The organism is Acidimicrobiales bacterium (assembly GCA_036399815.1).
GTDB lineage: Bacteria > Actinomycetota > Acidimicrobiia > Acidimicrobiales > DASWMK01 > DASWMK01.
The window spans coordinates 1-13,210 of sequence record DASWMK010000237.1; the positions used below are offsets into that span (position 1 = coordinate 1).

15 protein-coding genes are annotated in these 13,210 nt (G+C 72.2%); 4 read left to right on the forward strand and 11 right to left on the reverse strand.

Going from position 1 to position 13,210, the window contains the following annotated elements; all coding sequences use genetic code 11:
- Window positions 1–115 precede the first annotated feature (115 nt).
- The 11 genes from VGB14_17555 to VGB14_17605 are packed head-to-tail and all read right to left on the reverse strand — an operon-like array spanning window position 116 to window position 8,168.
- Window positions 116–1,441, reverse strand: coding sequence for an NADH-quinone oxidoreductase subunit D (locus VGB14_17555; protein HEX9994739.1), 1,326 nt, complete (start codon window positions 1,439–1,441; stop codon window positions 116–118).
- Between the two features lie 13 nt (window positions 1,442–1,454).
- Entirely contained in the window at window positions 1,455–1,976 is a 522-nt protein-coding gene (locus VGB14_17560) for an NADH-quinone oxidoreductase subunit C (GenBank protein ID HEX9994740.1), read from the reverse strand.
- Between the two features lie 7 nt (window positions 1,977–1,983).
- The gene (locus VGB14_17565; protein ID HEX9994741.1) at window positions 1,984–2,565 is read right to left on the reverse strand and encodes an NADH-quinone oxidoreductase subunit B family protein; all 582 of its coding nucleotides are present in this window, start codon (window positions 2,563–2,565) and stop codon (window positions 1,984–1,986) included.
- Complete coding sequence (gene ndhC, locus VGB14_17570; protein HEX9994742.1) at window positions 2,565–3,020, reverse strand: NADH-quinone oxidoreductase subunit A; 456 nt, start codon at window positions 3,018–3,020, stop codon at window positions 2,565–2,567. Before ndhC ends, VGB14_17565 begins: the two co-directional genes overlap by 1 nt.
- A 4-nt stretch (window positions 3,021–3,024) precedes the next feature.
- Window positions 3,025–3,786: a hypothetical protein gene (locus VGB14_17575; protein ID HEX9994743.1), complete on the reverse strand. Its 762-nt coding sequence runs from the start codon at window positions 3,784–3,786 to the stop codon at window positions 3,025–3,027.
- On the reverse strand, window positions 3,787–4,755 hold the full coding sequence (locus VGB14_17580; protein ID HEX9994744.1) for a c-type cytochrome: 969 nt from the start codon (window positions 4,753–4,755) through the stop codon (window positions 3,787–3,789).
- 16 nt (window positions 4,756–4,771) lie between these two features.
- Complete coding sequence (locus tag VGB14_17585; protein ID HEX9994745.1) at window positions 4,772–5,647, reverse strand: Rieske 2Fe-2S domain-containing protein; 876 nt, start codon at window positions 5,645–5,647, stop codon at window positions 4,772–4,774.
- Window positions 5,648–5,663: 16 nt separating this feature from the next.
- Window positions 5,664–6,473 carry a menaquinol-cytochrome c reductase cytochrome b subunit gene (locus tag VGB14_17590; protein ID HEX9994746.1) on the reverse strand — a complete coding sequence of 270 codons (810 nt, stop codon included), beginning with the start codon at window positions 6,471–6,473 and terminating at the stop codon, window positions 5,664–5,666.
- 22 nt (window positions 6,474–6,495) lie between these two features.
- Complete coding sequence (gene extP / locus VGB14_17595; GenBank protein HEX9994747.1) at window positions 6,496–7,275, reverse strand: selenite/tellurite reduction operon b-type cytochrome ExtP; 780 nt, start codon at window positions 7,273–7,275, stop codon at window positions 6,496–6,498.
- A 10-nt stretch (window positions 7,276–7,285) separates the two neighbouring features.
- Window positions 7,286–7,702: a 4Fe-4S binding protein gene (locus VGB14_17600; GenBank protein ID HEX9994748.1), complete on the reverse strand. Its 417-nt coding sequence runs from the start codon at window positions 7,700–7,702 to the stop codon at window positions 7,286–7,288.
- Window position 7,703: 1 nt separating this feature from the next.
- Complete coding sequence (locus VGB14_17605; protein HEX9994749.1) at window positions 7,704–8,168, reverse strand: hypothetical protein; 465 nt, start codon at window positions 8,166–8,168, stop codon at window positions 7,704–7,706.
- A 232-nt stretch (window positions 8,169–8,400) separates the two neighbouring features.
- On the opposite strand from VGB14_17605, the gene VGB14_17610 reads away from it, so the two are divergent.
- The 4 genes from VGB14_17610 to VGB14_17625 all read left to right on the forward strand — a co-directional run bounded on the left by VGB14_17610 (window position 8,401) and on the right by VGB14_17625 (window position 13,083).
- A complete protein-coding gene (locus VGB14_17610) occupies window positions 8,401–9,309 on the forward strand; it encodes a cytochrome c (protein ID HEX9994750.1) in 909 nt (302 codons plus the stop codon).
- A gap of 1 nt (window position 9,310) precedes the next feature.
- On the forward strand, window positions 9,311–10,570 hold the full coding sequence (locus VGB14_17615) for a geranylgeranyl reductase family protein (protein HEX9994751.1): 1,260 nt from the start codon (window positions 9,311–9,313) through the stop codon (window positions 10,568–10,570).
- A gap of 136 nt (window positions 10,571–10,706) precedes the next feature.
- Window positions 10,707–11,108, forward strand: a complete 402-nt coding sequence (locus VGB14_17620; protein ID HEX9994752.1) for a hypothetical protein — start codon at window positions 10,707–10,709, stop codon at window positions 11,106–11,108.
- A gap of 133 nt (window positions 11,109–11,241) precedes the next feature.
- The gene (locus tag VGB14_17625) at window positions 11,242–13,083 is read left to right on the forward strand and encodes a putative glycoside hydrolase (protein HEX9994753.1); all 1,842 of its coding nucleotides are present in this window, start codon (window positions 11,242–11,244) and stop codon (window positions 13,081–13,083) included.
- Window positions 13,084–13,210 lie beyond the last annotated feature (127 nt).

A 13,210-nucleotide genomic window follows, 5' to 3' on the forward strand; every position in this document is an offset into this window, starting at 1 on the left:
TCGGTGATGTACCCGTCGCGCTCCTGGACCTCGTAGAGCAGGGGCATGAGCGCCGAACGCTTCGACGGGTACCGGGCGAGAATCTCTGCTGCCTTCGGAATGCCAGATCGCTCGATCACCGGTCCACGTCTCCCATGATCGGGTCGACGGTGCTGATGATGGCCACGGCGTCGGCGATGAGGCCGCCGCGGATCATGTGGGGAAGTGCCTGGAGGTTCACGAAGGATGGTCCTCGGATGTGGAGCCGGTAGGGCTTGGACGAGCCGTCGGACACGAGGTAGCAGCCGAGCTCGCCCCTCGGCGACTCGATGGCCACGTACACCTCGCCGGCCGGGACCTTGAAGCCCTCGGTGAACAGCTTGAAGTGGTGGATCAGGGCCTCCATCGACTCGTCGATGCGGGCCCGCGGCGGCGGGGTGACCTTCTTGTCCTGGATGCGGTAGTCGCCCTCGGGCATGCGCTCGACGATCTGGCGCACGATCCGCGAGGACTCCCGCACCTCCTGGAGCCGGATGGCGTAGCGGTCGTAGGAGTCGCCGTAGGTGCCGACGACCACGTCGAACTCGACCTGGTCGTAGGCGAGGTAGGGCAGGTCGCGGCGCAGGTCCCACTCCACGCCGGTGGAGCGAAGGATCGGGCCGGTGCAGCCGAGGGCGATGGCCTCGTCGGCGGTGAGCACACCGACGCCCTGGAGCCGCTCCCGCCAGATGGGCTGGCCGGTCATCAGCGCGTCGTACTCGTCGAGGCGGCCGGGGATGTCGTCGAGGATGCGCGTCACCCGCTCCTCCCAGCCGTTCGGGAGGTCGACGGCCACGCCGCCGGGGCGGATGTAGTTGTGGTTCATCCGCAGCCCGGTGACGTCCTCGAAGAAGCGCAGCACCTCCTCGCGGTCCCGCCAGCCGTACAGCATCATCGACACTGCGCCGAGGTCCATGCCGTTGGTGGCGAGGAACAGGAGGTGGGAGGCGATCCGGTTCAGCTCGGACATCAGCATCCGGATCCACACGGCCCGGGGCGGGACCTCGATGCCGAGGAGCTCCTCGACGGCCATGCAGTACACCAGCTCGTTGAAGAACGGGCCGGCGTAGTCCATGCGGGTGACGTTGGTCGGGCCCTGGAGGTAGGTGAGGCTCTCGCCGGTCTTCTCCATGCCGGTGTGCAGGTAGCCCATCACCGGCTTGGTCCGCAGGACCGTCTCGCCCTCGAGCTCGAGCATGAGGCGGAGCACGCCGTGGGTGCTCGGGTGCTGCGGCCCCATGTTGATGATCATCCGGGAGTCGTCGCCCTCGCCCTGCTCGGGCTCGTAGACGGCGGCGTCCGCCTCGGACATGCGCAGGACGGCGCCGACCTCCCGGAACAGCTCGCCGGGGGTCGTCCTCGTCCGGGGCCGCAGCTCCTGGCCCTCCTCGCCGGTGTCGACGGCGGCGTCCGTGCTCGTCACGAGCGGCCTCCTCTCACCGTGAGCTCGGGGCGGCCTTGAACTGCACGGGGATGACCCCCGTGCCGTAGTCCTTGCGCAGCGGGTGCCCCTCCCAGTCCTCGGGCATGAGGATGCGGGTGAGGTCGGGGTGGCCGTCGAAGCGGATGCCGAACAGGTCGAACACCTCGCGCTCGTAGGCCTCGCTCGCCGGGAACACCTCCCACAGGGTGGGCAGGACCGGGTCGTTCTCGGGCACCTGGACCCGCACCCGCACCCGGCGCCGGCGCTGCCGGTCGAGCAGGGCGACGACGACCTCGAAGCGGGCCCGGCCGATGCCCTCGGGCAGGGGCCGGTCGGGGTGGAGCAGGTAGTCGACCGCGGTCAGGTCGACGAACAGGTCGTAGCCCTCGTCCCGCAGCGCGGTGACGACGTCCAGGTACTGCACCCGGGTGGCGTGCAGCACCTCCTGGCCGAGGGGCCGGGTGACCGGCACGCCGTGGCGGGTCTCGGCCTCCTGGCCGCGCTCCTGCGCGAGGGTGGCGGCGTCGTCGCTCATGGCCGGGTCAGCGGGCCCGGCCGGCGACGGCCACGGGCCGGTCGTGGGCGGTCTGGCCGTCGAGCTGCTCGACCACCACGCCGGCCCCGCCGCCGGTCTCGGCCCGGCGCCGGGTGATCTCGCCCGAGGCGATGAGGCCCTGGAGGGTGAGGATCCCGTGGATGAGCGTCTCGGGCCCCGGCGGGCAGCCGGGGGTGTAGACGTCCACGGGGACGATCTGGTCGACGCCCTGGATGATGGCGTAGTTGTTGAACATCCCGCCGCTCGACGCGCACACGCCCATCGAGATGACCCACTTCGGCTCGACCATCTGGTCGTAGACCTGCCGCAGCACCGGCGCCATCTTCTGGGACACCCGGCCGGCGACGATCATCAGGTCGGCCTGGCGGGGCGACGCCCTGAACACCTCCATGCCGAAGCGGGCCATGTCGTAGTGCGACGCCCCGGCCGCCATCATCTCGATGGCGCAGCAGGCCAGCCCGAACGTCGCCGGGAAGATGCTGCGCCGCCTGGCCCACTTCACGAGGTCTTCCAGGGTCCCGGTGAAGAAGTTGTGCTGGAGACCACCGAGACCCGCGTTGACCGTCATCAGGCTGCCTCCTCTCGTCCTTCGAGGCCGACGCGCCGCACGGTCGTCCCGGCGGTGCGCTCGGCCGACACGGCGGGGCCCAGACGGCGGAGCCGCTTGACCGGCCCCCAGTCCAGTGCCCCGTGGCTGATCAGGTACACGAACGACACGAACACGGCCGCCGCGAACAGCACCATCTCCCAGAGGCCGAACACGCCGAGGTCCCGGTACACGACGGCCCACGGGTACAGGAAGATGATCTCGATGTCGAAGACGATGAAGATCATCGCCACGAGGTAGAAGCGGACCGGGAACCGCTCCGGCGGCTCCCGGCCGGGGATGATCCCGCACTCGTAGGGCGCCGACTTGGCCGCCGTCGTCCGCTTGGGCGCGAGCAGCTTCGACACGAGGAGGCTGAACGCCGCGAAGAGGGCGCCCAGCACCAGGGTCGCGACGACCGGCAGATAGGCGCCCATCGGCTTACCTCCTCGCCGGGACGGCCGCGCCGGCGGCCGCCGCCCTCGCCCGGTTCTCGGCGACGAGCTTGTCCCGGCGGTGCAGGACGTTGCACGTGATGCCGAACAGGGTGCCGAAGATCACGGTGACGAGCGCCGGCGGCAGCCGCCGGTGGCCGAGGTTGCGCTCCATGATCACGCTGACCACGGGCTTGTCCGGGTCGGCCTCGGGGGGCGGCGGGGCCTCGCCCACCTCCGGCTCCGGCTGCTCGATCACGCCCTGGAGCCGTACGAGCGCGTAGTGGGGCTTGTGGCGCAGGGTGAAGAAGTAGGTCTCACCGCCGGTCTCGAAGGCGTCGACGGTCACGTACTCGGCGGTGCTCTGGAAGATGGCCCGGCCCTCGGGGCCGACGAACGCGTCGGCCGCGGCCTGGGCCTCGCCCCTCGTCGGCGCCGACTCGGGGATCTCGTCCCACTCGTCGAGCGCCCTGGCCTCGTCGAGCTGGGCGACGCTCAGGTCGTCGTAGTTGACCTCGACGACGTCCCAGGTGGGGCTGGGCCCGACCATGCCGATGCCGTAGATCCACCAGACGATGCCCATCAGGGTCATCCAGCCGAACAGGCCGGCGAGGGCGACGAGCATCCCGAGGCGGCTGCCGAGGTTGGTGGCGAGGAGCAGGTAGACCGAGCCGCACAGGATCAGCAGGCCGACGCCGACGACGAGGATCCCGCGGATGGTGGGGTCGAAGCTGATCCCCGCGAAGGTCGTGGTGAGGGCGGAGAACATCTACAGCGTCCGCTCGTACTCGACGATGGCCCGGATCTGGGCGTCGGTCAGCATCTGGCCGAAGCCCGGCATGCGGCCGCTGCCCTGGCCGTTCACCCCGTACAGCTGGCCGAAGTCCGACCCGGTGGTGATGAACTCGACGTGGCTCTCGACGTCGGGGAACTGGCGCCGGGTCTGGCCGTCCCGCAGGTTCGGGCCGAAGGCGCCGCCGCCCTGGAGCTGGGGCTTGTCGTAGGCCCAGCCCTTGGTGTGGCAGCGGGCGCAGAACGCCTCGAACAGGGTGCGGCCGTCGTCCTCGCCGTACTCCTCGACCGCCTGGGCCTGGGCCGCCTCCGGGGTGATGGCGATGCTGTGGAGGTAGGCGATCAGGTTCTCGATCTGCTGGTCGTTCAGCGGGCCGCCGCCCTCGACCCCCCACGCCGGCATCGGCGAGAACGGCCGGCCGTACACGAGGATGAACTCGATCTCCTCGTCGGAGTAGCGGAGGGTGACGGTGTTGAGGGCCGGCGCCTTCCACTCGACCGTGTCGATCACGTTGCCGTCGGGGTCGCGCAGGTTGAACGGCGCCACCCCGCCCTCGCCCGACGCGCCGTGGCAGAAGGCGCAGTTGAGGCCGCCCTCCTCGGTCGGGGCGAAGAGCTCGGCGCCCCGCTCCACGAACGTCTCGTCGAACTGCTCGACGGCGCCGGCGTGGCGGCCCGGCTCGCCGAGCCAGTAGAGCGGCAGGCCGATGCCGATGATCGTCAGGGTCACGAGCCCCCACGTGAGGGCCCGGTCGAGCTTCGGCCCCTCGAGCTGGTCGTCGTCCAGGTAGGGCTTGCGGTTGGCGGCCAGCTCGAGCTCGGAGCCGATCTCGTGGCGGGCCTTCGGGCGGTTGTAGAAGAGGAAGTAGGCGACCCACCCGATGGCGACCAGGGCGAGGATGACGATGCCGATGGTCTGCTGGGTGGTCGCGGCGAGGACGTTCATCAGGCGGTCTGCTCCGTCAACCGTGGCCGCCACCGCTGCTGATGCAGTGCGGGCCCTCGGCCTCCTGGCCGGTGGTGTTCGTGCCGATCGGCGGGCCCTGGATGATCACGCCGGTGTCGACGGTGAGCACGCCGCCGTCGACGGTCATGGCGAACCGGTCGAGCCCGCGGGGGGCGGGGCCGCCCTTCTTCTCGCCGACCTGGTTGTACTGCGATCCGTGGCAGGGGCACTCGAACCACTGCGAGGTCTCGCAGGCCGGGACGCGGCAGCCGAGGTGCACGCACTTCTGGTAGAGCGCGATCACCCCGGCCTCCATCCCGGACAGCTCGGACTCGGAGTACACGGCCCTGGCCTTGTCGATGGCGCCCGTCGGGTACTCGGTGATCCACATGCGGCCCTCGGCGTAGTAGTAGAAGCCGTTGCCGTCGGCGATGCGCTGCTTGATGTCGGGGATGGCGCCGACCTTGATGGCCGAGCCGAACCCGCCCGACAGGCTGGGCCAGAGGAAGGCCAGGCAGGCCGTGCCGAAGCCGGTGACGCCGAGGCCGAAGAACGTGAGGATGCCCCGGTTCATGAACTGGCGCCGGGTGACGCCGAGGGTCTCGGGGTCGGGCGGCACCCACGGCGCGGGCGGCGGGGCGCCGGCGGGCACCAGCTCCCGGGACGGCGAGCGCTCGAGGCGGGCGGCCCGCTCGACCTCGCGCCCGGACCGCACGGCCGGCGCCTCCTCGACGGTCGCCGCCGTCGCGCTCCGGTCGGACCGGCGGGCGGCGCGCGACAGGCGGCCGACGGCGCCGTCGGCGTCCCTGCGGCCGGAGGCGGCGTAGGCCACCAGCCCGCCCAGCACGACGAGGACCGGGATGGCGATGGCGAGGACGGTCGTGGTGTCCATGGCTACTCCCGGTCCGTCACAGGTCGAAGAAGAGGCCGTCGTTCCACGGGAAGATGAAGTTGAAGCCGGGCCCCCGGAAGAACGAGCCGATCAGCACGAGCACCGCCCAGAACATGAGGAAGAGGGTGAACAGCCCGATGGCGAACTTGCGGTCCTCGGGCTTCTGGCTCGGGTTGCGGTCGGTGTAGGGGGCGAGGATCAGGGCGAACAGGCCGATGCCCGGGATGGTCACGCCGGCGACCATCGGGTGGAACATCGTCAGCAGCTCCTGGAGGCCGAGGAAGTACCAGGGCGCCTTCGACGGGTTCGGCGTCTGGTTCACGTTGGCCAGGGCGAGCAGCGGGGCGTTCACGAAGATCGAGAAGATGAGCAGGAACGCGGTGATGGCCAGGGAGGCGACGAACTCCACCACCAGCAGGTGGGGCCAGGTGTGGACCTTGTCCTGGGGCTTGGCCTTGACGTCCTGGATGGAGCCGGACTTGACGACCGTGAGCAGCCGCTGGGTGTGACCGCCCGGCCCGGTCGCCACCGGCGGGGCGGCCGTGGCGACCCCGGTCGCCGCCGCGGCAGCGGCCGCCCGGGTGGCGGTGGCCGTCGCCGCCCCGCCCCCGCCGCCGCCGCCGTCGCCGGCCCTCGCCTTGGCCGCCTTCGAGCGCTCGAGCAGGTGGGCCGGGATGCGGCTGGCCGCCGCGGACGCGGGCGCGTCGGCGGCCGGCGTGGCGCCGGCGTCGGCCGCGGGGGCGGCATCGCCCCCGCCGCCCTTCTCGGCGGCCTTCTTGCGGGCCTCGGCGGCCCGCTTGCGGAGGTGCTCGGGGATCTCGGTCACGGTTCTGCCTTCCTCCCCTTCCCTACAGCGGACCGCTGATCCCGCCGTCCTTCCGGACTCGCCAGAAGTGGACGGCCATGAAGATCAGGATGACGAACGGCAGCATCAGCACATGCAGCACGTACCAGCGGAGCAGGGTGTCGGTGCCGATCTCGACGCCGCCGAGGAGCACGAAGCGCACCTCGTTCCCGAACACCGGCGTGTACCCCATCATGTTCGTGCCGACGGTGACGGCCCAGAGGGCGAGCTGGTCCCACGGCAGCAGGTAGCCGGTGAACGACAGGAGCAGCGTGAGGGTCAGCAGGATGACCCCGATCACCCAGTTGAACTCCCGGGGCGGCTTGTAGGCCCCGTGGTAGAAGACCCGGCTCATGTGCAGGAACACCGACAGCACCATCAGGTGCGCCGCCCACCGGTGCATGTTCCGCACGAGCAGGCCGAAGGTCACCGAGGTCTGGAGCGTGTAGATGTCGGTCCAGGCCTGGGCCGCCGTCGGCCGGTAGAAGAACATGAGGAAGATGCCGGTGACGGTCAGCAGGAAGAAGAGGAAGAACGAAAGGCCGCCGAGGCACAGCGTGTAGCTCACCTTGACCGCATGCCGCTTCACCTTGACGGGGTGCATGTGGTACAGGGTGTTGTTCATGATGACGTAGGACCGGTTCCGGGGGCTGTCGGTGTAGCCCTTCCGGAAGATCGACCCCGGCCGGAAGATCGAGCTCCAGGCCTGGCTGCCCTGGACCCGGTCGCCGAGCTCGCTCAGCCGGTCCGCCATCCTGGGCTTGTTCGGCAAGGTCTTCGCCATCGCTCCTCTCCTAACCCAGCCGCAGGCCGTAGGCGTAGCCGTGGGCGTTCGTGCGGGCGTGCGGGTCGCCCTCCTTCGTCGGTGCCCCGATCTTGCCGAGGATGATCACGCCGGTCGGGCACCGGTCCACGCACAGGGCGCAGCGGGTGCACACGTCGTCGTCGATCGTGAAGATCACCTGGTCGTCGGGGTCGACCCCCGGCTGCTCGGTGCCCACGGCCTCGGCGACCGCCGTCGGCGACACCATGAAGATGCACTTCCACGGGCAGATGTCGACACAGCCCTCGCAGAGGATGCACTCGGACTGGTCGATGTGGATGAACTGCTTCGGCTTGACCGCCTTGGACAGCCACTCCGCGTCGACCTCCTGGAGGACGTAGTCGTCGCGGAACTCCGGCATGGGCGGGTTGGCGTCGGTCCTCGCCACGTCAGCCCCTCTTCACGAGCGGCCGGCCGTAGGAGGACGTCTCGATCTCGACCGGCTTGGCCCGGCCGCGGGCCTGCCACCAGGACCACAGGAAGATCTGGAGCCCGATCATGGCCCCGTAGATGCCGACGACGATCAGGTCGCGGAGCACGAGGTAGGTCAGGGTGAACGGGAGGTAGTCCTCGAGCACGCCGCCCGGGCCGACGAGGATCTTGTCCGACCGCCACCGCAGCTCGTTGTCCGCCCACGCCAGCCACTGGTGGGGCACCACGCCGTAGGCGAGGAACATCAGGAAGAACACGAACGTGGCGGCGACGAGCGCCTCGCCCCAGGTCAGCACCTGACCGGGCTGGCGACGGCGGCCGATCGCGATGACGGCCCCGACCCCGATGGCGAGCCCCAGGACCGAGACGACGAACGCGACGTTGAAGAACCGGCTCACGTCCAGGCCGTAGACCACGCTCACCCGATGGGGACCTCCCTCGTGAAGCTCTTCACAATGCTACCGGGGACCGCCTGGCGTTCGGCGGGCGGCCGGGACCGCCGAGTCGGGAACCTGTCGGCCGTCGGTCTACCACGCGGCCCCTCGGGGGAGCACATTCGGGTCCCGGGGCGGGCTTGGTGGCCCCGGGGGCGTCCGGCCTACAGTGACCGGACCGCAGGCCAGACGACCCGGCGGCCGCCGGGGGAGGACGCCCGTGACCGAAGTCCCCGAGCACCTGCTCCAGCGATCCAGGGAGCGCCGCCAGGCCCTCGGGCTGCCCGTCGCCGGCCAGGAGGGCGGCGCCGCCGAGGCCCCCGCGCCCGCCGCGTCGGCCCCCGCGGCCGCGCCCGCCGCGGCCGCCTCCGCAGCCCCGGCCGCCCGCCCGGCGCCGGCTCCCGCGGCGGCGCCGGAGCCGCCCCCGCCGCCGAAGCCGCTCGCGCCCTACGTCGTCGCCGCCCAGACCCGCAAGCGCATCCCGATCTGGGCCATGCCCGTGCTCGCCGGCCTGCCCCTCTGGGCCTTCATCTTCGCCACCACGCTCAGCCCTCCCGGGCTCGGCGAGAACGACCCGCTCATGATCGGCCGGGAGATCTACGCCGGCAAGTGCGCGTCCTGCCACGGCGCGGCCGGGGGCGGCGGGGTCGGCCCGGCGCTGACCAACGGCGACGTGCTCCTCACCTTCCCCGACCCGCTCGACCACATCGCCTGGGTCGAGGGCGGCGAGGCGTCGGCCGCCGAGGACGGCACCTACGGCGACCCGAGCCGGGCGGGCGGCCAGCGCAACGTCTCGACCTTCGCCGGCCGCATGCCGGCCTTCGGCACGTCGCTGTCCCCCGAGGAGATCGCCGCCGTCGTCCGCTACGAGCGCGAGGTGCTGAGCGGCGCCGAGCCCGAGCCCGAGCTCACCGACCCGGAGGCCGCCACCGGCGACCAGGCCGGCGGCGACGAGGGCGGCGACTCGAGCGGCGGCGCCGAGCAGCAGGGCTCGGACACGGGCACGCCGACCACAGCCGACGACGGCACCGGCAGCGGCTCCGACGACGTCGACGGGACGGGCGGGGAGACCGACACCGAGGGCGGCGAGAGCTCGACCGAGGACACGACGGGCACCGGCGGCGGCTGAGGTGGCCGCGGCCCGGCACGACGTCCTCGTCGTCGGCGGGGGGCCGGCCGGCTCGGCGTGCGCCGCCTGGCTGGCCGAGGCCGGCCACGACGTGCTCGTCGTCGAGAAGAAGCGGTTCCCGAGGGAGAAGACGTGCGGCGACGCGCTCACCCCGCGCGCCGTCCACCAGCTGGAGGACCTCGGCCTCGGCGACCGCCTGGCCGACTTCCACCGCTTCGTCGGCCTCCGGGCCGTGGCCCACGGGGTCACCCTCGAGCTGGAGTGGCCGGCCCACCCGGTGTTCCCGTCGCACGGCTACGTGGTCCGCCGCCGCGACCTCGACTCGCTCGTCGCCCAGCGGGCCGTCAAGGCCGGCGCGACCGTGCGGGAGGGCGTGGAGGCGGTCGGGCCGCTCTACCGGGACGGGCTCGTCGCCGGGGCCGTCGTGCGCGATGGCGAGTCCGGGGCGACGAGCGAGGTGGCCGCCCGCTACGTGGTCGTGGCCGACGGCGCCAACTCCCGCTTCGGCCGGGCCCTCGGCACCACCCGCGTCCGGTCCTGGCCCCAGGGCATGGCCATCAGGGGCTACTTCGAGAGCCCGCGCCACGACGACCCCTGGATCGAGAGCGCGCTGGACGTGCGGGACCGCAACGGCGCGTCCCTCCCCGGCTACGGCTGGATCTTCCCGGTGGGCGACGGCACCGTGAACGTCGGCATCGGCCTGCTGTCCACGTTCCGGGACTGGAAGTCGGTCAACACCACCCACCTCATGCGGGAGTTCGTCGAGACCGTCCCCGCCCGGTGGGGCATCTCCGCGGCGTCGGCCACGTCGGAGCCGACCGGCGGGCGGCTGCCGATGGGCGGCGCCGTCGGGCCCAAGGTGGGGCCGACCTGGCTGGCGATCGGCGACGCCGCCGGCAGCATCAACCCGTTCAACGGCGAGGGCATCGACTACGCCTACGAGACGGGCCGGATCGCCGCCGGGCTGCTCGACGAGGCGCTCACGACCGGCGACGGCATGGCCGTGCAGCGCTACCCGGCCGTCCTCGAGGCCGAGTACGGCCTCTACTTCAAGGTCGCCCGCCTGTTCGCCCAGGTGATCGGCCGGCCGGCCCTGCTGCGCGAGCTCACCCGGGTGGGCATGCAGTCCCGCACGCTCATGGACTGGGTGCTGCGCATCATGGCGAACCTGCTCCGCCCCGACGAGGTCGGCCCGGCCGAGGCCGCCTACCGGGCCGCCGCGGCGCTCGTCCGCCTCGTGCCGGAGCGCTCCGTCGCCTGACGCTCGGTGCGCCGCTGCGACCACGTCGCGCGCTTTGTGGTGCCCTTAGCGAACGGAGGAGACCGACTTAGGGGGGTCGCTCCTAGGTTCACTCCCGTGCGCTGGACGAGCGCACCAGACCGGGAGGAAGAGGAAGATGGGCAAGAGGATCGCTGCGCTGGCGCTGGCCGGCGCGCTGGGGATGGGCTTCATCGGCGCCGGCGCCGCGCCGGCGAGCGCGAGCGGCGGCAACGACGTGATCCGCGAGGGCTCCTGCTCGGGCACGAGCGACTGGAAGCTCAAGCTGAGCGAGGAGAACGGCGCCCTCGAGGTGGAGTTCGAGGTCGACCAGAACGTGGTCGGCGACGTCTGGAAGGTCCAGCTGCTCCGCAACGGCGAGCGGTTCTTCCAGGGCCGGGCGACGACCGTCGCCCCGAGCGGCTCCTTCGAGGTCCGCCAGGTCATCGCCGACCCGGCCGGCCCCGACACCGTGCGGGCCATCGCGAAGAACCCGGCCACCGGCGAGGTCTGCCGGGGCACGGCGACGAGCGACTTCTGATCCCTTTCGGGGGATCGCGACCGGAGGCCGGGCCCGCGTGGCCCGGCCTCTTTCGCGTCCCGGGCCGGGATGGGGTGGCCCCGGCCGCCCCGACCTGGCAGACTTTGCCGTCCGGTTACGGGCGCGCATCGAGATGGGGACGACACTCACCGACATCCCGGGGGCCGGACGCCCCCGGCGCCGTGGCCGCCGCCACGATCCCTGGGCATCGCTGGCCTCGCGCGGCCCGGCGACGCTCACCCCGTCGCTGCCCCCGCTCACGATCCCCCGCCCGCGCCGCCGTTCCACCTGGCTGGCGCCGCCCCGTCCCCGACGGGTCAAGCCCGTCGACCTGCTCCTCGTGCTCGGCTTCGTCGCCCTCGCCGCCTTCCTCGTGAAGAGCGCGTGGGACGCCACCCGGGTGGACGTGGACGCCGAGGGGATCGCCGACGGGCTGCCGATGACGGTGGACGAGGCCGGCTCGCTCGTCGTCCGCCTCGCCGTCGACCCCGTCACCAACCTCGAGCGGGCCACCCTGACCCTCGACGGCGAGGACGTGCTCGAGGAGGAGACCGAGGTCCTCGACGACGGGTTCCGGTGGGACCCCGAGGAGCTGGCGCCGGGCGAGCACCACCTGGAGCTGAAGGTGCCCCGCCTGCTGCTGCCGCCGTCGGTGTTCCGGTGGGACTTCGTCGTCGACGACACCCCGCCGGTGATCGACATCGCCCAGGTGCAGCCCCGCGTCCCGATCGACTCGCCGGTCACGGTGGAGGGCGGGGTCGAGCCGGGCGCCACCCTCGAGCTCGAGGGGCGGCCGGTGGAGCTGCGGGGCGACCGCTTCTCGATCGACTACGACCGCCCGCCGGCGGGTCCGCTGCACTTCCGCTCCGTCGACCCGGCCGGGAACGTGACCGAGCTGGCCGTGCGGGTCCCGGTGCAGTACCCCGGCTGCCAGGGCGTGCACATGACGGCCATCTCCTACGGCTACGACCCGCTCCGGGAGGGCGTGTTCGACCTGATCGAGCAGGGCCGGATCAACTGCGTCGAGCTCGACCTGAAGGACGAGGGCGGGGTCGTCGGCTACGACTCCCAGGTGCCCCTCGCCATCGAGTCCGGCGCCGTCCAGCCGTCCTACGACCTCGAGGAGGCCGTCGCCGAGCTGCACCGGCGGGGCGTGCGGGTGGTCGGCCGCATCGTCGCCTTCCGCGACCCCGTCCTCGCCGAGGCCATGTGGGAGTCGGGCCGGACCGACATGGTCCTCCAGACCCCCGAGGGCACGCCCTACTCCGGCCACTACGGCGCCTACGCGTTCACGAACTTCGCCAACCCCGAGGTCCAGCAGTACCAGGTGGACATCGCCGTCGAGGCGGCGGCCGCCGGCGTGGACGACATCCTCTACGACTACGTCCGCCGGCCCGACGGGGACCTGGCGACGATGTCGATCCCCGGGCTGCAGGGCAAGCCGGAGGACGCCATCGTCGACTTCCTGCGCCGCAGCTTCGAGCCGCTGCGCGCCCTCGGCGTCTACCAGGGGGCGTCGGTGTTCGGCATCGCCGCCTCCCGGCCCGACCCGATCGCCCAGAACATCGAGCGGATGTCGCGCTGGGCCGACTACATCTCCCCGATGCTGTACCCGTCGCACTGGGTGCGCGGCGAGTACGGCGTCGACTGGCCGAACGCCCAGCCCTACGACATCACCCACGCCTCCCTCCAGCACTTCCAGCAGGTGGCCGAGGGCAGCGGGGCGACGTGGGTGCCGTGGCTCCAGGACTTCTCGCTCGGCTACCCGTACGGCCCGGCGGAGGTGCAGGCCCAGGTGCAGGCGGCCTGCGACCTCGGCGTCGACAACTTCCTGCTGTGGAACGCGCTCGTGCAGTACACGCCCGACGCGCTGGACCCCGGGGGCATGTGCCCCGAGCCCGGCACGCCGGCCGCCGACGCCGGCGTCCAGGCCGGCGCCACGACCACCACCACCGCCGTCGCCGGCGACGGCTGAGCGGCCCGGTCGGTCGCCACCCAGCGCCGCGCCGAGCGGTCGGACGGCGCCACCTCGCCCGCCGGTCACCCGCTCCGTCCGTCGCTCGCCCGGGCCGCCCGCTCGGTCACCCGCTCCTGGCGCGGCG